This is a genomic window from uncultured Nisaea sp., from assembly GCF_963974195.1.
Taxonomy (GTDB): Bacteria; Pseudomonadota; Alphaproteobacteria; order Thalassobaculales; family Thalassobaculaceae; genus Nisaea.
Genome location: NZ_CAXBDC010000009.1, coordinates 1 through 18,932, shown reverse-complemented (window position 1 = coordinate 18,932; position 18,932 = coordinate 1). Strand labels below are relative to the sequence as shown.

Below are 18,932 nucleotides of genomic sequence, written 5' to 3'. Positions count from 1 at the left end.
CGTCATCATTCCATGCCTTCAAGTTCGGTGATGAAGCCGTCGATCACATCCAGTCCCTTGGACCAGAAGGCTGGATCGCTGGCATCGAGGCCGAAGGGCGCGAGCAGTTCCTTGTGGCGCAGGGTGCCACCGGCGGACAGCATCTCCAGATACTTCTCCGCGAAGCCGTCCTCGGCATTCTGATAAACCGCGTAGAGCGAGTTCACCAGGCAGTCACCGAAAGCATAGGCATAGACATAGAACGGCGAATGGATGAAGTGCGGGATGTAGGACCAGAAGGTCCGGTAATCGTCGTCGAACTTGATCGCCGGGCCGAGGCTGGCCTTCTGGGTCTCGATCCAGATATCGCCAAGATCTTCCGGCATCAGCTCGCCCTCGCTGCGGGCCGCGTGCACCTTGGTCTCGAACTGATGGAAGGCGATCTGCCGGACCACCGTGTTCAGCATGTCCTCGACCTTGCTGGCCAGCATCGTCCGGCGCTGCTTCGGATCGGTCTTGGAGGCAAGGACGGCGCGGAAGGTCAGCATCTCGCCAAAGACGGACGCCGTTTCCGCAAGAGTAAGCGGCGTGTCGGACAGAAGCTGGCCCTGCTTGCCGGCGAGCACCTGGTGCACGCCGTGGCCAAGCTCATGGGCCAGTGTCATCACGTCCCGGGTCTTGCCCTGATAATTCAGCAACAGATAGGGATGCGCGCTCGGCACCGTCGGATGCGCGAAAGCACCAGACGCCTTGCCCGGCCGTACCGGCGCATCGATCCAGGCATTATCGAAGAACCGCTGGCCGACCTCGGCCAGATCCGGCGAAAAAGAACCATAAGCATCAAGCACCGTTTTCCGGGCTTCGGCCCAGGGGATCGTGGTGTCATCGTCGTCCGGCAGCGGCGCGTTACGATCCCAGTAGTTCAGCGCATCGACACCGAACCATTTCGCCTTCAGCGCATAATAACGGTGCGACAGCCGGTCATAGCTACCGGTCACGGCATCGGAGAGCGCCTGCACCACCTCGTCCTCGACCTGATTGGCCAGGTTGCGCCCCGAGATCGGCCGCTCGTAGCCACGCCATTTGTCCTCGATGGACTTGTCCTTGGCGAGCGTGTTCGTAACCAGCGCGAAGAGGCCGATATTTTCCTTCAGCACACCGGCGAAGCTCTTCGCCGCTTTCTCGCGGATCGCGCCATCCTTGTGGCTCAGTTTGTCCAGTACCTCGGCGGAGGTGAGCTGTTTGCCATCGAACGGGAAGCGCAGGCGGGCGAAAGTCTCATCGAAAAGCCGGACCCAGGCGGATTTCCCCGTCACGGACTTCTCGTGCAGCTTCTCCTCGATCTCATCGGAAAGCTGGTGATCACGGAAGGCCCGGACGTCACGCAGCCACGGCTTGTAGAAGGCAAGCTCCGGCGCCTTCAGGCTAACCTCAAGATCCGCCTCCTCGATCCGGTTGATCTCCAGCGTGAAGAACAACAGGTCCGTCCCGGCGGCGTTGACCTTTTCCTGCATGGACTGGAAGAACTTGCCATTCTCGGCGCTGCTCATGTCCCCCGCATAGACCAGATAGGCATAGGACATGATACGTCCCGTGATCTCGTCCATCAGCTCGTAGGCCTGGATAGCCCGGCCGAGCTCCGTGCCATCCAGACCGGCGATCTTTCCGGCATAACGCTGCTTGAAAGCCTTGGCATCCGCTGCAAGCTTCTCCAGGTCCTTGGTCAGGGCCTCCGAGTCCGGTCCGGGATAGAGATCGGACAGGTCCCATTCGGGGAGAACGCCAAGTTCGGATTGTGCGGCATCGGCCATCTGAGTATCCATTCGTTTCATTATGCGAGCGAGAACGCTCAACCGGTCGTTCGTCTGTTAGTCTCAACCAGAGCCACCGGAAAATGAGCGGCCATGGGAGGAAATACCAATAATGGACTACAAGGCAGTACGAAATCTCGCAACGCTGTTCTTCGATCAGTCTGCAGCGCTCTCCGACCGGCCGTTCCTGTGGGCCAAGCAGAACGGCACCTATCAGCCCATGACTTATGGCGAGGCCGGGGATGCCGTCCGGCGTTTCGCGAAAGCCCTGCGGGCGAGCGGGATTGAGAAGGGCGACCGCGTCCTGATCGTATCCGAGAACCGGCCGGAATGGGTGATCGCGGACCTTGCGATCATGGCGACCGGCGCCATCGCGGTCCCGACCTACACGACCTACACCACCGACGATTACCGCCATGTGCTTGAAGATAGCGGCGCGAAAGCCGCCGTGGTGTCTACCGGCCGCCTGGTGGAAAAGGTTCTGCCCGCCGCCGAGGGAGCGGCAGGCTGTACGATGCTGATTACGGTAGAAACTCTCGGCCAGACGCCCGGCAGCACGCTCACCATCACTGATTGGGATACGTTCCTGCGGCGCGGCGAGACATCAGAAGAAGACCCTGCCGACTGGGCCGCGACGCTGCAACGCGACGAGGTCTGCAGCCTGATTTACACCTCCGGTACCGGAGGGCGTCCCAAGGGGGTAATGCTGACGCATGGCTCACTGCTGGCCAATTGCGAAGGCGCGCATGACCTGCTCAGGGGCCTCGGCCTGGATCATGAGGTTTTCCTCTCTCTGCTCCCCCTCTCCCACTCCTATGAGCATATCTGCGGGCTACATTTTCCAATCTCCATCGGCGCGGAGATTTACTATGCGGAGGGCCCGGAAAAGGTCTCCCTGAACCTGACCGAAGCCCGGCCGACGATCATGACCGCCGTTCCGCGGCTCTATGAGGTTTTGCATGACCGGATTTGTCGCGGCGTCGATGCCAAGGGCGGACTGAGTGCGAAACTGTTCCACCGCACAGTCGCGCTCGGCGGCAAGGCTTACAGCAACCCGAAGAGCCTCTCTTTGCTCGAACGCGCCGAAAATGCCCTGCTCGATGTAGCGGTGCGCAAGAAGGTCGCCGGACGTTTCGGCGGCAGGCTGAAAGCTTTCGTCTCCGGGGGAGCAGCACTCAATCCGGATATCGGAATCTTCTTCCTGTCTCTCGGAATTCGTATTCTGCAAGGCTATGGCCAGACCGAAGCTTCGCCCGTCGTGGCATGCAATCGATGCTCCCCGAACAAGATCCATTCGGTCGGCCCGCCTCTGAAGGATGTCGAGGTCCGGATCGCCGAGGACGGAGAGATCCTGGTGAGCGGCGAGTTGCTGATGAAAGGCTATTGGGGCGATCCGGAAACGACGGCCCGCACCATTATCGACGGCTGGCTGCATACCGGCGATATCGGCCGGATCGATGAGGACGGCTACATCCACATCACCGACCGCAAGAAAGACATCATCGTCAATTCCGGTGGCGACAATATCGCGCCGGCCCGGGTCGAGGGTCAGATGACCGTCGAGCCCGAGATCGCCCAGGTCATGACCTATGGCGATAAACGCCCGTATCTTGTGGCCGTCGTGGTGCCGGAACAGACATTCATCGAGGAATGGGCCGCGACACGCAACGCCGAGCCAACACTCTCCGCACTCCGGGAGGACAAGGAGTTCGTGAAGGCCGTCGGCGCGGCTATCGAGCGCGGAAACGGCCGGCTTTCACAAATGGAAAAAGTCCGGCGGTTCATTCTTGCCGACGAAGCCTTCACCACAGAGAACACCATGATGACGCCAACCCTGAAACTGAAGAGGCACTTGATCCGGGACGCCTATGAAGACCGGCTGGTTGCTCTCTATGCACGGAACTGAGAGGCAAGCCGGCAAATGCTCTCTTACGGAGCGTGAAACAAAACTGGCAAAACGCTCTCGGGTTTGTTTAAAATCAACATGGTTACTGCCTAGAATAAGGCGATCTACTCCAGCCAAAACGGTTCGGAAATGAAAGGCTCAGAACATTGAGCAACTACAGCACAAAGCCGAACCCGCATTTCGGGCATCGCGTTCTTGATCCAATGCCAACGCGGGAATCTCTCGATCACTTTTATGCAGAACAATATTACGACCTCATAGAGCAAGGTAAACTGGCCGTCGATATTGCACGCGCCAACCGGGGCGGCGAAGAGGCGGCGGACCAGGAAAAATGGCTCCGCGAAACCGTTCATAAAGACGTGATCGACATTCTGCTGGAGTATGCGCCCGGGAAGCGGGCCGCCGAGGTCGGATGCGGGCTCGGAGATCTTGTCGGTGACATGAAACAGGCCGGACTTGAACCGCTCGGCATCGATTTGGCCGGCGATGCCGTCGCCGCGGTCAAATCCAAGGGGCTGGAGGCTCTCGAAGGATCCTTGGACGGGCTGTTTCAAGATGGAGCCATCCAGCCTGAAAGCCTCGACGCCATCGTCTTCAACAACGTTCTAGAGTTCACCCACGATCCGGCAGACAACCTGAGGATTGCCTCCAAGATACTGAAGCCTGGCGGGGTTTTGCTCGTCCGGGGAGGAAATGACTTTAACGCCCTGCAGATGGCTGCTGTCGATTCTCTTGGTCTGGAAGAGTGGTGGGTCTCACCGCCAGGGCATATCAACTACCTCACCTTCGATGCCGTCGAAGCCATGATGCACGATGTCGGGGTGATGCCCTTTCATCGGCACGGTGAGTTTCCGATGGAGCTATGGCTTCTGCTCGGCTTTGACTATATTTCAGACCGTACACTCGGTGCCGATTGCCACAACCGGCGTGTCGCATTCGAACGGTCTGTCCCGACTGACGTCCGCAGACGCCTCTATAAAGCCTTCGGGCAAGCCGGACTCGGCCGGACAATGGTCATCGCCGGGAGGCGCGCCTAGGAGACGAAGATGCGCGTTGCGATCATGCAACCGACATGGCTTCCCTGGATGGGATATTTCGATCTGATCGACCAAGTCGATCAGTTCGTCTTCCTCGATACCGTGCAATTCTCCAAGCAATCCTGGCACTGCCGCAACAGAGTCAAGACCAGCCACGGCAGCAAGTGGATCTCCCTGCCTGTTTCCGCTCGCTTCAGCGAAGGTACCAGTCTCGACACTGCGGTTGTTCACCCTGAACGCCGCATGCGTAAATTCGCAAAGACCCTGCATCAGGAATATGCGAGCGCTCAGGCCTTTGAGAGAGAATTTCCGGCATTGGCAGATCATTTGTCATCCATTTCTGACAGCGCCTGCCTCGCGGACGTAAACATCGCTTTCATCCTCTTCGCGATGGAGCGTCTAGGGATCACCACGAAAACGGTCCGCGCTCAATCCCTTCCAAAATTCGATGGCCGCGTGATGCGCCTGATTGAGATTTGCCGCCTTTACGGCGCCGATACTTATGTCAGCGCTCCCGGCTCCGCGGACTATATTGGACTGGATGGCATAAAGCGTTTCGAAGAGGCAGGCATCGATGTGGTGTTCCAGCGCTATGATCACCCGATCTACCCGCAGTGCGGATCCGGATTCCTAGGCTTCATGTCTATCGTGGATCTGCTACTTAATGCCGGAGAACAGGCTGGAGCAATACTTCGCTCAGGTCACCGTGATCCGATACCAGCTCTCGAATTCTTCAGTATTTCCAGGAGTGAGTCCGGTGGACGAGAAAACAATTACGGCGCAGCTTGATACATGGCGGGGCCGGTTCGGCGATGCCTATGCCGAACGTAACTCCGCAACAGCCGAACGCGTGCGCGACTACACTCGCGCATACGCGAAAATGTGGGAATGCATGGCAGCCGATCCACCCGCGTCCATTCTGGAATGCGGCTGCAATGTCGGCATCGCCCTACGAGCGCTGTCGAATATCACCTCCGCTGAACTCCATGCGATCGAGCCGAATGCAAAGGCCCGTGCCAAAGCGATCGCAGCGGGCGTAACAGCCAAAGGCAATATCGTCGAAGGCTGGCTGCAATCAATTCCGTTTCCGGACCGCCATTTCGACATGGCATTTACATCTGGCGTCCTGATTCATGTGGAACCGGATTCTCTGGATACGGCCCTTTCAGAACTTGGGCGTGTTGCAAACAAGTACGTGTTGATGACGGAGTATTATTCCAAACACCTGCAGGAGATTGAGTATCGCGGCCAGAACGAGATGCTCTGGAAAGCGGACTACGGTGAGCTTTTCATGGAAAAAAATCCGGGTTGGCGTCCTATTGAGGCCGGGTTCTTCTGGGATAAACTGACCGGGTTTGGTGATTCAAACTGGTGGGTTTTCAAACGCGAAGAATAGCTGGGCTGTATATAGATGGCACCGGCGACAGGCACGGAAAACCAGGGGACCAGAAGTCTCGAGCAACTGTTCACTGAAGCAATTGCACAGCACGAAGCCGGGCGTCTGAATATAGCGCGACCAATCTACGAGAAGCTACGATCGGCCGTTGGGCCCAACCCGGACATATTGCATCTTCTGGGAACGCTTTATTTCCAACAAGGCTCGCCGGACAGAGGTGCCCGCCTTATCCGGCAGGCGATTATCCTGCGGCCCGATCCAGCATCCTATTATGATCATTTCGGCAGCGCGGCTCGCGGCACAAGCAATCTTGCCTTAGCAGAGACCGCTTATGGACGCGCCTGCATCATCAATCCTGCGTCCGGCTCGGCTTTCCTCAATTCCGCTATTGTAGCCCTGGAAACTGGCCAAGCCGAGAAGGCCGTTGAAAAAGCCGGCCAAGCGATTCACCTCATGCCAGACAATACCGAGGCATGGCTACGCCTCGGCATTGCCCTTTACACGATCAAAGAATATGCATCCGCAGCAGAGGCTCTAGACCAGGCGCGTGACAAGGCGCCGGAGAGTGTCGAGGCTTATTTCCATTTGCAGAAGGTGCATACGGCACTCAGAAACACCCAAGCTGCAGACAAGATCACGAAACAAAGCATCGCGCTTGATCCTGGCCGCCACGAACTCTACGCCCATTTTCGCAGCGGGGATCTTTCGGATATTACAAACTGGAGCAGTAATTTCCCAAAGCGCCTCGCGACTATTATCAAGCCCGCCTCGTCAAACACCTGGGAGCAACTCGCTGCCGAATATTATAGCGAGATGAAATATGCCGACGCGGCGAAAGCAGCACAACATGCTGCACTTATAGCCCCAGGACTCAGCAGTCCTTATAATTCACTCGCCACCACGACCTACCATCTTGGTGAATTCAAACGCTCCATTCGTATTTCCCGTCATGGCTTGTTCGTATCTCCGGGTTTTGGAGATATCGGTTTCAACCTGAGCCTTTCCGCATTCAGCAGCGGCGACATTGATACAGGATGGCGTTATTGGCCCCACCGCCTAAAAATGTCGAAAGCTCCAAAACGTTTCAGTCTACCGGATCGCTGGAATCCGGATGACGGAGCTCCCGGTCATCTGTTGATTGCTTCGGAACAAGGGCTAGGTGACGACATTCTACACCTAAGCTGCCTGCCGGATTTGCTGCAACATGTCCTGCTCGTGACTATTGAAACGGACCCTAGGCTGTTTCCATTACTGAAACGCAGCTTCCCGCACCTGAATTTGATCGAGAAACAGCTCCGTTCTGGAGCGAATGGTGAAGCCATTCATGACTATGAGAACGTGCAAGGTAAACACCAATTCACCCATAGCCTGACCTCAGGAGACTTACCCGCCCTCTACCGACATGGCCCGCATAAGGTACCAGCAGGAAACGGATATCTAAGGGTAGACGCAACAATGCAATTGGAGTGGCAAACTCGATTAAGCGAATTTGGGCCGCCACCATATCTCGGTCTGTGTTGGCGCAGCGGAACATTCATAACGTCACATCGTGCAATCCGTTATCACACCATTGAAGAACTGGTGAGCGAAATACCGACTGACACCTTCACACTGGTCAATCTCCAGTACGGTGACGCTCGTGATGAAATTGCAGGCCTAGCTGCCGAACGGGGGATCACAATCCATGATTTCCCCGATTTGAACCAAACGAATGAGCTAGACCGCGTTGCAGCCCTAATGTCCTGCCTCGATCTCGTCATTGCACCGGCAACAGCAGCCCTCGCTCTTGCTTGCGCCGTCGGCGTTCCGGTTATCGGGCTGGAAAAATCATACTTTCTCTACGGTGATGAAAATGATCCGATGTTCGCCAACCTTTATCCGGTCAAGCGCCCTTCAGAGCCAACCATAGTGCCTGATCGCGCTCAGCGGATGGGTGAAGCGATCCGTTACTTCCTCGAACACGGCAAATTACCGATCAGGGAACCTTGATCCGGTTCACATGGCCCATCTTGCGGCCCGGGCGGGCTTCCGTCTTGCCATAGAGATGCAGCTTCGCGTGCGGCTCGGCGGCGATATCCAGCCATTGACTGGCTTCGTCACCGATCAAGTTCTGCATCACGGTCGGGAACAGCATGTCCACCGGCCCCAGCGGAAGCCCGGTCACCGCGCGCACGAATTGCCCGAACTGGCTGGTCGCACAGCCATCCTGCGTCCAGTGCCCGGAATTATGCGGGCGCGGCGCGACTTCGTTTACGAGCACCTCGCCTTCGGCGGTTACGAACATTTCAACAGCCAGAAGTCCAACCAGCTCCAGACGTTCCGCCAGGGCAACTGCCGTGGCCCGCGCGGCCTTCTCCGTCGCTCCGGAAATTACCGCCGGTACGGTACTCGTGCTCAGGATGTGATCGACATGGTGGTTTTCCGCCACCGGGAAGGCCAGGGCCGTCCCATCGGTGCCGCGTGCCACGATGACGGAAACTTCCTTATCGAAGGAGACGAAACCTTCAAGCACCGCGTCGTCAGTCTTCAGGGACTCCCAGGCCGCCGCGAGATCCGTCTCAGCCGTGATCTTGATCTGGCCTTTTCCGTCATACCCGAAACGGCATGTCTTGAGCACGGCCGGACGGCCGATTTCCTGCACCGCGTCCCGTAACTGTTCCAGACCGGTGACATGACGGTAAGGTGCCGTCTGCGCCCCCGCGTCTCGGGCGAAATCCTTTTCCGCGACCCTGTGTTGCGAAACGGCGAGAACACTTGGTTGCGGACGCACCGGGACAAGCTCCGAAAGGCGCTGCACGGTGTCGACGGGAATGTTTTCGAACTCATAGGTAATGACATCGACGGACGCCGCGAATTCCGCCAACGCCTTCTCGTCTTCATACGCCGCGACCGTGGTCTTCTCGGCCACCTGAGCGGCAGGACTGTCCTCTTCGGGCGTGAAGATATGACACCGGTAGCCGAGCGGAGCCGCCGCCAGAGCCGTCATGCGACCAAGCTGACCGCCGCCGATAATCCCGATGACCGAACCGGGAGCCAGAACATCAGACATCAGGCATCCACCGGAACGTCGCCAACCGAATCCGTTTGCGCTTTCCGCCAGGCATCCAGGCGGGCGTGCAGCTCCTCGTCTCCGTTCGCCAGAATCGCGGCAGCAAGCAGCCCTGCATTCTTCGCACCGGCCTTGCCTATGGCGAGCGTTCCGACAGGAATACCGCCCGGCATCTGCGCAATGGAAAGGAGACTGTCCATACCCTTCAGCGCCTTGCTCTCGACCGGAACCCCCAGCACGGGAAGCGTGGTCTGCGCAGCGACCATGCCCGGCAGATGCGCGGCGCCGCCGGCACCGGCAATGATGACCTGAATTCCCCGCTCCCGCGCCGTCGCGGCATACTCCGCCATGCGGGCCGGTGTCCGGTGTGCGGAGACAATCCGGGTCTCGTGCGGCACGTCGAGAGCGTCAAGAATAAGGGCGGCTTCCTTCATGGTTTCCCAGTCAGACTGGCTGCCCATGATGATACCGACTAGAGGGGTCGCGGCCTTGACCATATACGCATTCCTGCTTCCGTCACGACCAGATCCCGGGCCAGGCCGGGCAGGCCAAAGAAGCGCGGCATTATAGGAGCGGCGCTTGCAGTTACAAGCATGGACTGACAGCTTCCACACACCCCCGCTTCATGCTTCAGTCCCGGCACCGGAAATTTGGAGAGGCAAGCGTCATGACCGCACTGGCAATACGGGACCAGGCAGCCTTTCTGCACCAGGCAGGCTCAACCCCGGTCGACCATGCCTTCGTCTCATGCGAGGGAGCCTGGGCGACGGACGAGAACGGTCACCGGTTTCTCGATTTCCACGGCAACTCTTGCCACAATATCGGCTACCGGCATCCACGCCTGATCGCCGCCCTGAAAGAACAGCTCGACACACTCTGCTTCACACCACGGCTTTTCACTTCCGAGCCGGCAGTCGAACTGGCGGAAATGCTGGCCGCGCGCTGGCCCTATGGCGGGGCAAAGGTCTTGCTCGGCGTCTCCGGTGCCGATGCCATAGAGATGGCGCTCAAACTGGCCTACATCGCCACAGGCAGAACCGGTACTGCCGCCTTTGACGGGAGCTGGCATGGTGCCGCGTTGGGCGCGCTCTCGGTCGGAGGAACAATCGGTGAAAAGGCTGGCCTGCCAGCTCTTGAAAATTGCCACCACGTCCCGTCCTACTGGCTCCGGCGACAAGGCGAGAAGGTGGAGACCTGCGCGCGGAACGCGTTTGCCGGCCTGAGGCAGATCCTTGAAAGCAGGAAAATCGCCGCACTGATCGCGGAACCTGTGCGATCGACCGGGCAAACAGCGCCTGACTGGTTCTGGCCGGAGGTCCGAGCGCTTTGCGACCGTACGGGAACCTTAATGATCTTCGACGAAATCCCGACGGGCCTTGGCAAAACCGGCCGATTCTTCGCCAGCGAACATACCGGTGTCCGGCCGGATATGACCGTGCTTGGAAAATCCCTCGGTGGCGGCATTCTGCCCCTCTCCGCAGTCATTGCCAGAGAGGATCTCAATGTCGCGGGCCATCTCGGCATCGGACATTACACGCACCAGAAAAACCCGGTCCTGGCCCGCGCCGGGATAGAGACGATCAAAATTCTGGAAGAAGAAGATCTGATTGGCGGAGCGGCAGCCAAAGGGCGGGGTTTTACTGCCGAGCTGCAGCGGATGGTTTCCGAAACACCCATCTTTGACATAACCTATGGTCTGGGCCTTGCCATGTCTGTGGCCTGCACTGCCCCTGCCCGCCTGGAAACGCTGAAAGCCGCCTGTTACCGGTTGGGCCTCAACGCCGGAACCGCAGACGGGCGGCTGCTCACCCTGTCACCCCCATTGACACTTTCACGGGAAGAGTTTGCCGAAGCGATCGGAGCTTTGCGGCAAGCGGCAGAGAAATGCCCTAGCTGATGCCGTTTTCCTTCCTTTTCTGATCATAAACCAGCCACGTTTTCCACGGCTTTTCATGACCAATGACCCGAACTTCCCTCGGCGCCGATTTGGTATTGCCCGACAGATGCAGGATGCCAATGGGGCGATGGGGGATCGCCGGCTCGACAAAGTCACGGGTCACAGGATCGAATGCGGGCATCGCCATATTTGCCAGCCAGTTAAACTGGCTGGGCAGCAGACAGCGCGGAGGCTCCGTGGAATAGACAACATGATTCAGAGCCAGTTGATCGACGAAAAAATCAACCTTCCGGCTCAACGCCGTGCGCATCGCATCGGCCCATAGAGACCAGGCAGGATGATTGGCCGGCATCGAGAAGACGCCGCAATTCAGCGTCGGATTGTACGCCACGCGTTTAGCACTTTTCTCTCCAAAGAGAGTCGCATGCTGCTCAAAGGTCCAGCGCACATATTCCCTGAAATTGAAGGAGTGTTTGTAGCTGCGATCCATTTCCGGAGCGATATTCAGATCGCCACGGCGAGCCCCTTCGATGAGCCATTCAATCGCCCACCAGTTCTGGACCCAGGCATCGGCATCGATCCAGATATAGGTCTCGTACCCCGGGAAATGATCGCGAAGGAAAGGCCGCGAGACCATCGCCTTGAAGCCTTCGCCGATCTGCTTGTTCCCGGTCGTGATCGAGCCGGAACCCGCAGCAGGACGTTCAAAATCAATATCCCACCCGGGCTTCACGATGGTGGGGCCGAACGGGGACAGCTGGGCTGATTCCTCCGGCTGAAGCCCTAGATCCAGAACACCGATATCGATATCGGTCTGCTGCTGATCACGAATGGAGCGCAGGAGGCAAAGGCAAATCGGCAAGAAACGGCTTTCACTGCCTGTGCAGATAATGCTTTTCGCATTCATCCCCTGCCCTCGCCGCTTCAGGCGATGATGTCAGGCAGCAGTTCGCTCTCAAGCCTGATCATCTGATCCTTCAGGAGCAGCTTGCGCTTTTTCAGGCGCTGGATCTGGAGCTGATTGAACGGGCCGTCTTCCGCCAGACGCGCAATGACGTCGTCAAGGTCGCGGTGTTCTATCTTCAGCTCTTCGAGCCGGCGTGACAGTTCTTCGCGGTCCTGTTCCAACAAGGCAATCCGTTACAATTTGTATGTGAGACGGTCTGTCATATCGCAAAGCACAATAGTTTGGTAGGGCGCTTTTGCATGCTAGACAAGACGGATGAGCGTGCCTGACACCCCATTCTGGATCTATTCCCTCGCGACATACGGCCAGGAGAATGTCGCGGCTGAATGCCTGGTTCTGCAGGACCGCTTCGGACTCGATGTAAATCTGATCCTGCTTTGCTGCTGGCTGGGCTCTCGCGGAACCGTTCTTGACCGGGCCGAAGCAGATCAGGCCTGCGCTCTTGCCCGCGAATGGGCAATCCCCGTGATAACGCCCCTGCGCACTGTCAGGCGGCATCTCAAGACCAGGATCGCCGACAAGCATATTTCCCGCCTTCGCCAACAACTTGCCACCCTTGAACTTGAAGCCGAGAAAATCCAGCAGAGCCGGCTTTACGAACACTTCGGCGCCCTGCCTTCCGATCCGGACACACAGCCTCCGCAGGCGGCCGCACGCAACCTCGCACATTATCTGGCCGCCCTTGGCCTGCCGCCTAAACCGCCGCTGCGTGAAACTCTTGTAAAACTGCTCGCCGCCATCTTTCCCGGCACACCGGAAGCGGATATCGTTTCTCGTCTTGCCGTATCGGCCACCGATCCGACGATATAGGGAAACAGCGAATGCGCGACGGTGCCTCAGTCACGCTCCGATTCGAGAAGCCGGATGGCGGCATGCTTGCCGTTTCCATATCGGACCTGATCGTCGGCGGCTGGACCGGCCGCGATACGGGCGCGCTGCAGCATCATATCGACGAGCTGAAAGCCATCGGCGTCGCCCCGCCGAGCGAAACCCCGCTGTTCTATCGCAACGCCGTCAACGTGCTGATGCAGGACGACGCCATCCAGGTCGTCGGTCCGGACACATCCGGCGAGGTCGAGGCGGTGCTGGTCTCCACAGACGAGGGCATCTGGGTCACGGTCGGCTCAGATCACACGGACCGGGCCGCCGAGACCTATTCCGTTGCCGGCTCGAAACAGATGTGCCCGAAAATCCTCGCCCGCGAAGCCTGGCCGCTCGACGATCTGCTGGACCATTGGGACGATCTCAGGCTCCGGTCCCGCGCCACCATCGACGGCACCGAAGTGCCTTACCAGGACGGTGCGCTCGCGGCCATGCGGCGGCCGGAAGAGCTGATGGAACGTTATGCCAATGGCGTCCTGCCCCCCGGTTCTGTCATGATGCTCGGCACCTTCGCCGCCATCGGCGGCATCCGTCCCGCCAGCCGTTTCACCATGGAGATCGAGGACCCGACGCGCGGTGCCAAGATCTCTCACGCCTACGATATTCATTCCCTGCCACTTGTGAGTTAAGCCCATGTTTGCCCCCCTGAAAGACCTCGCCGCCGATCTTGCCGCCGAAAAAACAAGTTCGGAGAAGCTGACCGAGGAAGCCCTCGCCCGGATCGGGGATGCGAAAGGCGAAGGGGGCAGGACCTATACGGATGTTTTCGCCGATGCGGCCCGCGCCGAAGCGAAGGCCAGCGATGCGCTGCGCGCCGCAGGTGTCGTGCCCTCTCCGCTCGCGGGCATTCCGATCTCTGTGAAGGATCTGTTCGATATCCGGGGCCGTGTCACCATGGCCGGGTCCGTCGCCCGCAAGGGTGAGCCTGCGGCAGACGAGGACGCACCGGTCGTCGCCCGCCTCCGGGCCGCCGGTGCAGTGATCCTCGGCCGCACCAACATGACCGAATTCGCCTTCTCCGGTCTCGGCCTCAACCCGCATTACGGCACGCCGAAAAACCCGTTCGACCGCGAAACCGGCCGCATTCCGGGTGGCTCCTCCTCCGGCGCCGCGATTTCCGTCACCGACGGCATGGCCGCCGCCGGTATCGGCACGGATACCGGTGGGTCCGTCCGCATTCCCTCCGCGCTGAACGGGCTGACCGGTTTCAAGCCAACCGCGCGCCGGGTGCCGACCGATGGCGCCTTCCCGCTGTCATGGGCGCTCGATTCCATCGGCCCGCTGGCCCGTTCCGTCGATTGCTGCGCATTGCTGGATGCGATCATGGCCGGCGAGGCGCCGTCGGACGTCACACCGCTTTCGGTCAAGGGCATGCGTCTGGTCGTTCCGGGCACCATGGTGATGGATGATATGGACGAGCATGTCGCCAAGACCTTCGAGGCCGCGCTGGACAAGCTGTCCGCCGCCGGTGCACTGCTGGAAGAAAAGCCGTTCGAATGGCTGCTGGAAATCCCGGCCTCGAACAAGGCGGGCGGTTTCGCCCCGACCGAGGCCTATGCGATCCACCGCGAGCTGCTGTCCCGCAAGGAAAGCGCCTATGACCCGCGCGTTGCCACCCGTATTCAGGGCGGCGCCAAGATGGCCGCGGCGGATTACGTGATCCTGAGCCGCCGCAGGGTGGAAATTCAGGCCGTCGCCAATGCCGCCACGCGGGATTATGACGCCGTGCTGATGCCGACCGTGCCACAGATCGCCCCTAGCATTGCCAGCCTGGAGAGTAACGAAGCGCTTTATCACACCACCAATCTGCTGATGCTGCGCAATCCGTCTCTCGGCAACTTCCTCGACCGCTCCGCCGTCTCCCTGCCCTGTCACGAGGCGGGCACGGCGCCAGTCGGCCTGATGGTGATGGGCGAGACAATGGGCGACGCGAAAACCCTGTCGGTCTCGGCCGGGATCGAAGCGGTTCTGGGGAAATAAAGCCTAACGCGCGCCGGCAAAGGGAGAACGCCGTTTCGGGGCGCAGCTTTTCAGCGCCTCGAACGGGTTCTTCAGCTTTTCGCCAGCTTCTTTCAGACGTCCGCTCAGCTTCGGGATCTGCATGACGTTCTGGATGCGGCGATCCAGGAACGCCCAGGTCTCCGCATAATCTTCCGACGTATCATTCAGCCAGAACAGAACGGTCGCGCTATAGACCGCCGCGAGCAGCCCGCGCTTGGTGTAGAAATTATAGTCGGTCGCGGTATCGCCCGCCGCTTTCCAGATGGCATCCACCGTCTTGTAGAGACTGCGTGTGCCAATCCCGCCATGGCCCGGAATCGCCAGATAGGCGAGCGTCCGGCGCACCGCCTCTTTATGTGGCGCCGCCTGTTCAAGCCGGATACGCACGGCTGTGCCGATGCGCTCGCGGATCTTCATCCCGGACGGGTTCCGGCTCTGGAAAGCCTGCACCATGTCCCGGTCGGCCCGATCGAGAAAATGGCCGATACAGTCGGTAACGCCAGCGGGAAACAGACGATCAAGCTCGGCAATCGAGATCCCGGCATCCTCCGCGCCATGGCGCAGGGTCTTGCGGCTCCAGCCATCGAACATGACATGCGGCAGGATGCAATCGAGCACCCGGTCCCGCTCAGCCTCGCGCTTCTCCAGTACGGAATCGGTATCTTCGGTCATGTGCCGTCTCCCCGAATGTCTTCCGGCGCCGCGTCGATTGCAGCCTGCAACAGTTCCTCGCCATAGCCGAAGCGGCGCATATCCGTCATCCGCTCCGGATAAAGAATGCCGTCCAGGTGATCGACTTCATGCTGGACCACCCTTGCATGAAAGCCTTCCGCCTGACGCAATACCTTCTCACCCTGCAGGTCAAAGCCCCGATAGGCAATCTTCCGGTAGCGCGGCACTTCGCCCTTCAGGCCGGGAATCGACAGGCACCCTTCCCATCCCAGCTCCATCTCGCCTGAAAGTGGCTCGATGACCGGATTGATCAGGACCTGAAGCTCAAGCGGGCCGTCATTCGCCGCCGCCGTTGCCCGCTCACCCGGCACCTTGAAAACAATGATGCGTTTCGGGACGCCGATTTGCGGCGCGGCAAGGCCGACACCACCGGCGGCCGCCATCGAGTCTGCCATATCCTTGGCCAGGGCCGCGATCTCTTCCGAGGCCGGGTCCGGAATTTCCTCGGCCCGGCGGCTGAGCACAAGCGCGCCCATGCGTACGATCTGTTGTGTTGTCATGTCTTGGATATAGAACCCTCTCCCCATTTGGTAAACTCTGGGCTATAATCTGCCCGCGTCAGATTGGCGCCGAGAACAGATTGCAAAGCCGCCATGCAAAAGCCGCGTGATTAATCCACGCTCGGCCTTTGCAAGCGGCAATCTCTTGTGATACACACCGCGTTCTTGTCTCAGGGAGGCGAATTTTCCCGGGGCATTTTGCGTTCTGAATTCGCACAATTGTTTTGGAGGTCGGGTTTCGTGCATGTAACGGTCCGCGATAACAATATTGATCAGGCACTGCGCGCGCTTAAGAAGAAGATGCAGCGCGAAGGTGTCTTTCGGGAAATGAAGCTGCGCCGCAACTTTGAAAAGCCGTCTGAAAAGCGGGCGCGCGAGAAGGCTGAGGCCGTCCGCCGCTACCGCAAGCTGATGCGCAAGCGCATGGAGCGTGAAGGCTTCTAGAGCCTCAGGGCTTCGTCGCTCCGGCGGCAACTACCCGATCCAAACACAGAACCGCCCTCGCATGCCGAGTGGCGGTTTTTGTGTTTCCGAATTTTAGACGTCAGTCGTCTTCTTTCGGCATCAGCCGCGCCAGCGACATGGCAAGCTCTGCAATCGGCTGGGTCTGCACGATGACACGGCCGGGGCCGGTGACGTGCGTGACGAAGATCCCCTCGCCGCCGAACACAAGATTCTTGATGCCTTTCTGGAAGGCGATGTCGTAGTCGCACGTACCGGAAAAGCCGACGAGACAGCCGGTATCGATGGTGATCCGTTGCCCCGCGGCGAGCTCCCGCTCAACCAATGTGCCCCCGGCATTGAGGAAGACGAGGCCGTCTCCTTCCAGTTTCTGCAGGATCAGCCCCTCCCCGCCGAAGAAACCGGCGCCGAGTTTACGGGTGAGCGCGATGGAGACATCCACACCCCGCGCGCTGCAGAGATAAGCGTCACGCTGACAATAGAAGAGGCCCTCATTCTGGCTCAGGTCCATGGCGCGGATCTGCCCCGGCATGGAGCCGGCGAAGGAAACATCCTGCCGTTCGTCGCCTTCATTCACGAAGAAAGTCAGGAACAGGCTCTCGCCGGAGAATTTGCGGAACAGGCCGCCAAGCAGACCGCCGGACAACTCCGTGGTCATTTTGATGTGCTGGTCCATCATCACCATGGCACCGGCCTCGGCCTGCACCGCCTCGCCCGGATCCAGGGTCACCGTCAGAAGCGGGGCGTGATCTCCCTCGATCCGGTAGTCGATAACATCGGCGGCCATGAGAACTCCTGTTGGGCGGACAAACCATCGGTCAACGACACATAGTGTCGGCGTGTGCGCAATCAACGTGATTGCAATCCGCTATTCAGCTCATAATGCTGCCCTACCACTCAGACACAAGTCCAGCTTCGGGACCGCCGCCATGACCAATCTGCTCTCCGAAATGCTTGCCACCCGCCCCTGGCTCCTAGCCGACGGTGCCACCGGCACGAACCTGTTCGCGCGCGGTCTGCAACATGGCGACGCGCCGGAGCTGTGGAACCTGGAAGAGCCGGAAAAGGTCCGGGCGCATTACCGGGACTTCATCGAGGCGGGCAGCGACATTGTTCTGACCAATACATTCGGCGGCACGGCGAACCGGCTGAAGCTGCACAAGCTGGAAGACAAGGTCTACGAGATCAACAAGGCGGCCGCCGAACTGCTCGCGGCGGAGATCGCCGGAAGCGGCCGCAAGATCGTCAATGCCGGCAGCGTCGGCCCGACCGGTGATCTTTATGAGCCGCTGGGTCCGCTCACCATAGAAGACGGCAAGAACGCCTTCGCCGCCCAGATGCGCGGCCTGAAGGATGGCGGCGCCGATGTCGCCTGGATCGAAACCATTTCCTCCGAAGAAGAGCTGGCGGCGGCACTGGATGCGGCGGACGAAGTCGGTATTCCGGCGGTTTGCACCCTCTCCTTCGATACCAACGGCCGGACCATGATGGGCATGACACCGCAACGCCTGGTCGAGATGGTGCATGCCCGTCCGGTCAAACCGGTCGCCTTCGGCGGCAATTGCGGTACCGGCGCCTCGGACCTGCTGGTTGGCCTGCTCAGCGCCCGCGACAGCCTCGCCGCGGATGACATTCTGCTCTCCAAGGCCAATTGCGGCATTCCCGTCTTCGAGGACGGCGCGGTCCGCTACAATGGCACGCCGGAACTGATGCAGGCCTATGCCGGACTTGCCGTCGATCTCGGCGCCCGGATCATCGGCGGCTGTTGCGGCACCACGCCGGAGCATGTCCGCGCCATGCGGCAGGCACTCGAAGGCCACACGAAGGGCGATACCCCCGACATGACCGCCATCGTGGCGGCTTGCGGTACCCTGACAGGGGCCACGGCCGAACTTCTCGGCGATGGAGAGGGCAAAGAATCTACTCGTCAGCGCCGTGGTCGCAGACGGAATTAATCCGGCGAAAGCCGATCCGGGAACGGTTCGGTTTATTTAACTTTCCGGCCTTTTCAGCACGTTGACCCTCCCCTGCACCGCCCCTACCTTCAGGATCGGAACGGACAACCATTCCCGCGGGATTTGACAGGGCAGCTTGCATCCGCGTCACCAACTGCTAAAGCGCCACGGGTGCGTTCCCGTGGGCCCGAACCGAGTGGCGGGCATGCCGCGTCCTGCGCGGTCTTGCATGACCTGAGCGATGAAACAGACGGATAATTTCCGTCAACGGGCAGTCTTGTCCGATTGCTGAGGCACGCCTGCGAGCGACGCTGGAAGGATAGAACGAGCATGGCGCAAGCAATCGAACGGATACACG

19 protein-coding genes are annotated in these 18,932 nt (G+C 59.6%); 11 read left to right on the top strand and 8 right to left on the bottom strand.

Annotated elements, in window-relative coordinates:
• Positions 1–5 precede the first annotated feature (5 nt).
• A complete protein-coding gene (locus AAC126_RS03655; protein WP_339850177.1) occupies positions 6–1,790 on the bottom strand; it encodes a M3 family oligoendopeptidase in 1,785 nt (594 codons plus the stop codon).
• A gap of 112 nt (positions 1,791–1,902) precedes the next feature.
• Between AAC126_RS03655 and AAC126_RS03650 the strand changes: the two genes are divergently transcribed.
• The 5 genes from AAC126_RS03650 to AAC126_RS03630 all read left to right on the top strand — a co-directional run bounded on the left by AAC126_RS03650 (position 1,903) and on the right by AAC126_RS03630 (position 8,118).
• Positions 1,903–3,696, top strand: coding sequence for an AMP-dependent synthetase/ligase (locus AAC126_RS03650; protein ID WP_339850175.1), 1,794 nt, complete (start codon positions 1,903–1,905; stop codon positions 3,694–3,696).
• 146 nt (positions 3,697–3,842) lie between these two features.
• A complete protein-coding gene (locus AAC126_RS03645) occupies positions 3,843–4,733 on the top strand; it encodes a class I SAM-dependent methyltransferase (protein WP_339850173.1) in 891 nt (296 codons plus the stop codon).
• Between the two features lie 9 nt (positions 4,734–4,742).
• Positions 4,743–5,522 (top strand): WbqC family protein, encoded by a 780-nt coding sequence (locus AAC126_RS03640; protein ID WP_339850171.1) that lies wholly within the window; start codon positions 4,743–4,745, stop codon positions 5,520–5,522.
• Entirely contained in the window at positions 5,491–6,129 is a 639-nt protein-coding gene (locus AAC126_RS03635; RefSeq protein ID WP_339850169.1) for a pseudaminic acid biosynthesis-associated methylase, read from the top strand. The genes AAC126_RS03640 and AAC126_RS03635 overlap by 32 nt, the downstream gene beginning before the upstream one ends.
• Positions 6,130–6,144: 15 nt before the next feature.
• Positions 6,145–8,118, top strand: coding sequence for a tetratricopeptide repeat protein (locus tag AAC126_RS03630; RefSeq protein ID WP_339850168.1), 1,974 nt, complete (start codon positions 6,145–6,147; stop codon positions 8,116–8,118).
• Here the strand turns inward: AAC126_RS03630 and AAC126_RS03625 are convergent.
• Entirely contained in the window at positions 8,105–9,178 is a 1,074-nt protein-coding gene (locus AAC126_RS03625) for a 5-(carboxyamino)imidazole ribonucleotide synthase (RefSeq protein ID WP_339850166.1), read from the bottom strand. The genes AAC126_RS03630 and AAC126_RS03625 overlap by 14 nt on opposite strands.
• A complete protein-coding gene (gene purE, locus AAC126_RS03620; protein ID WP_339850164.1) occupies positions 9,178–9,675 on the bottom strand; it encodes a 5-(carboxyamino)imidazole ribonucleotide mutase in 498 nt (165 codons plus the stop codon). Before purE ends, AAC126_RS03625 begins: the two co-directional genes overlap by 1 nt.
• Positions 9,676–9,845: 170 nt before the next feature.
• Here purE and AAC126_RS03615 point away from each other — a divergent pair, with 170 nt between their 5' ends.
• Complete coding sequence (locus AAC126_RS03615; RefSeq protein WP_339850163.1) at positions 9,846–11,075, top strand: aminotransferase class III-fold pyridoxal phosphate-dependent enzyme; 1,230 nt, start codon at positions 9,846–9,848, stop codon at positions 11,073–11,075.
• Here AAC126_RS03615 and AAC126_RS03610 read toward each other — a convergent pair.
• Positions 11,068–11,982 (bottom strand): hypothetical protein, encoded by a 915-nt coding sequence (locus tag AAC126_RS03610; protein ID WP_339850162.1) that lies wholly within the window; start codon positions 11,980–11,982, stop codon positions 11,068–11,070. The genes AAC126_RS03615 and AAC126_RS03610 overlap by 8 nt on opposite strands.
• A 17-nt stretch (positions 11,983–11,999) precedes the next feature.
• Positions 12,000–12,206, bottom strand: coding sequence for a DUF465 domain-containing protein (locus tag AAC126_RS03605; protein WP_028467380.1), 207 nt, complete (start codon positions 12,204–12,206; stop codon positions 12,000–12,002).
• 91 nt (positions 12,207–12,297) lie between these two features.
• On the opposite strand from AAC126_RS03605, the gene AAC126_RS03600 reads away from it, so the two are divergent.
• The 3 genes from AAC126_RS03600 to AAC126_RS03590 are packed head-to-tail and all read left to right on the top strand — an operon-like array spanning position 12,298 to position 14,904.
• The gene (locus AAC126_RS03600) at positions 12,298–12,852 is read left to right on the top strand and encodes a TIGR02444 family protein (protein WP_339850160.1); all 555 of its coding nucleotides are present in this window, start codon (positions 12,298–12,300) and stop codon (positions 12,850–12,852) included.
• Positions 12,853–12,863: 11 nt separating this feature from the next.
• A complete protein-coding gene (locus AAC126_RS03595) occupies positions 12,864–13,553 on the top strand; it encodes a DUF2848 domain-containing protein (protein ID WP_339850158.1) in 690 nt (229 codons plus the stop codon).
• Positions 13,554–13,557: 4 nt separating this feature from the next.
• Positions 13,558–14,904 carry an amidase gene (locus AAC126_RS03590; RefSeq protein ID WP_339850155.1) on the top strand — a complete coding sequence of 449 codons (1,347 nt, stop codon included), beginning with the start codon at positions 13,558–13,560 and terminating at the stop codon, positions 14,902–14,904.
• A gap of 3 nt (positions 14,905–14,907) precedes the next feature.
• Here the strand turns inward: AAC126_RS03590 and AAC126_RS03585 are convergent, their stop codons facing one another.
• Positions 14,908–15,597, bottom strand: coding sequence for a COQ9 family protein (locus tag AAC126_RS03585; RefSeq protein WP_339850152.1), 690 nt, complete (start codon positions 15,595–15,597; stop codon positions 14,908–14,910).
• On the bottom strand, positions 15,594–16,157 hold the full coding sequence (def, locus tag AAC126_RS03580) for a peptide deformylase (protein WP_339850151.1): 564 nt from the start codon (positions 16,155–16,157) through the stop codon (positions 15,594–15,596). Before def ends, AAC126_RS03585 begins: the two co-directional genes overlap by 4 nt.
• 240 nt (positions 16,158–16,397) lie before the next feature.
• Between def and rpsU the strand changes: the two genes are divergently transcribed.
• The gene (rpsU, locus tag AAC126_RS03575; protein WP_028467376.1) at positions 16,398–16,601 is read left to right on the top strand and encodes a 30S ribosomal protein S21; all 204 of its coding nucleotides are present in this window, start codon (positions 16,398–16,400) and stop codon (positions 16,599–16,601) included.
• Positions 16,602–16,701: 100 nt separating this feature from the next.
• Here the strand turns inward: rpsU and AAC126_RS03570 are convergent, their stop codons facing one another.
• A complete protein-coding gene (locus AAC126_RS03570; RefSeq protein ID WP_339850148.1) occupies positions 16,702–17,406 on the bottom strand; it encodes a TIGR00266 family protein in 705 nt (234 codons plus the stop codon).
• 142 nt (positions 17,407–17,548) lie between these two features.
• Here AAC126_RS03570 and bmt point away from each other — a divergent pair, with 142 nt between their 5' ends.
• Entirely contained in the window at positions 17,549–18,574 is a 1,026-nt protein-coding gene (gene bmt, locus AAC126_RS03565) for a betaine--homocysteine S-methyltransferase (protein ID WP_339850146.1), read from the top strand.
• Positions 18,575–18,932 lie beyond the last annotated feature (358 nt).

What these genes read in the sequence shown, in the direction of transcription:
- AAC126_RS03655 (WP_339850177.1), bottom strand. Translation starts at nt 1,790, where the DNA reads ATGGCCGATGCCGCACAATCCGAACTTGGCGTTCTCCCCGAATGGGAC.
- AAC126_RS03650 (WP_339850175.1), top strand. Translation starts at nt 1,903, where the DNA reads ATGGACTACAAGGCAGTACGAAATCTCGCAACGCTGTTCTTCGATCAG.
- AAC126_RS03640 (WP_339850171.1), top strand. Translation starts at nt 4,743, where the DNA reads ATGCGCGTTGCGATCATGCAACCGACATGGCTTCCCTGGATGGGATAT.
- AAC126_RS03630 (WP_339850168.1), top strand. Translation starts at nt 6,145, where the DNA reads ATGGCACCGGCGACAGGCACGGAAAACCAGGGGACCAGAAGTCTCGAG.
- AAC126_RS03625 (WP_339850166.1), bottom strand. Translation starts at nt 9,178, where the DNA reads ATGTCTGATGTTCTGGCTCCCGGTTCGGTCATCGGGATTATCGGCGGC.
- purE (WP_339850164.1), bottom strand. Translation starts at nt 9,675, where the DNA reads ATGGTCAAGGCCGCGACCCCTCTAGTCGGTATCATCATGGGCAGCCAG.
- AAC126_RS03615 (WP_339850163.1), top strand. Translation starts at nt 9,846, where the DNA reads ATGACCGCACTGGCAATACGGGACCAGGCAGCCTTTCTGCACCAGGCA.
- AAC126_RS03610 (WP_339850162.1), bottom strand. Translation starts at nt 11,982, where the DNA reads ATGAATGCGAAAAGCATTATCTGCACAGGCAGTGAAAGCCGTTTCTTG.
- AAC126_RS03600 (WP_339850160.1), top strand. Translation starts at nt 12,298, where the DNA reads ATGAGCGTGCCTGACACCCCATTCTGGATCTATTCCCTCGCGACATAC.
- AAC126_RS03595 (WP_339850158.1), top strand. Translation starts at nt 12,864, where the DNA reads ATGCGCGACGGTGCCTCAGTCACGCTCCGATTCGAGAAGCCGGATGGC.
- AAC126_RS03590 (WP_339850155.1), top strand. Translation starts at nt 13,558, where the DNA reads ATGTTTGCCCCCCTGAAAGACCTCGCCGCCGATCTTGCCGCCGAAAAA.
- AAC126_RS03585 (WP_339850152.1), bottom strand. Translation starts at nt 15,597, where the DNA reads ATGACCGAAGATACCGATTCCGTACTGGAGAAGCGCGAGGCTGAGCGG.
- def (WP_339850151.1), bottom strand. Translation starts at nt 16,157, where the DNA reads ATGACAACACAACAGATCGTACGCATGGGCGCGCTTGTGCTCAGCCGC.
- AAC126_RS03570 (WP_339850148.1), bottom strand. Translation starts at nt 17,406, where the DNA reads ATGGCCGCCGATGTTATCGACTACCGGATCGAGGGAGATCACGCCCCG.
- bmt (WP_339850146.1), top strand. Translation starts at nt 17,549, where the DNA reads ATGACCAATCTGCTCTCCGAAATGCTTGCCACCCGCCCCTGGCTCCTA.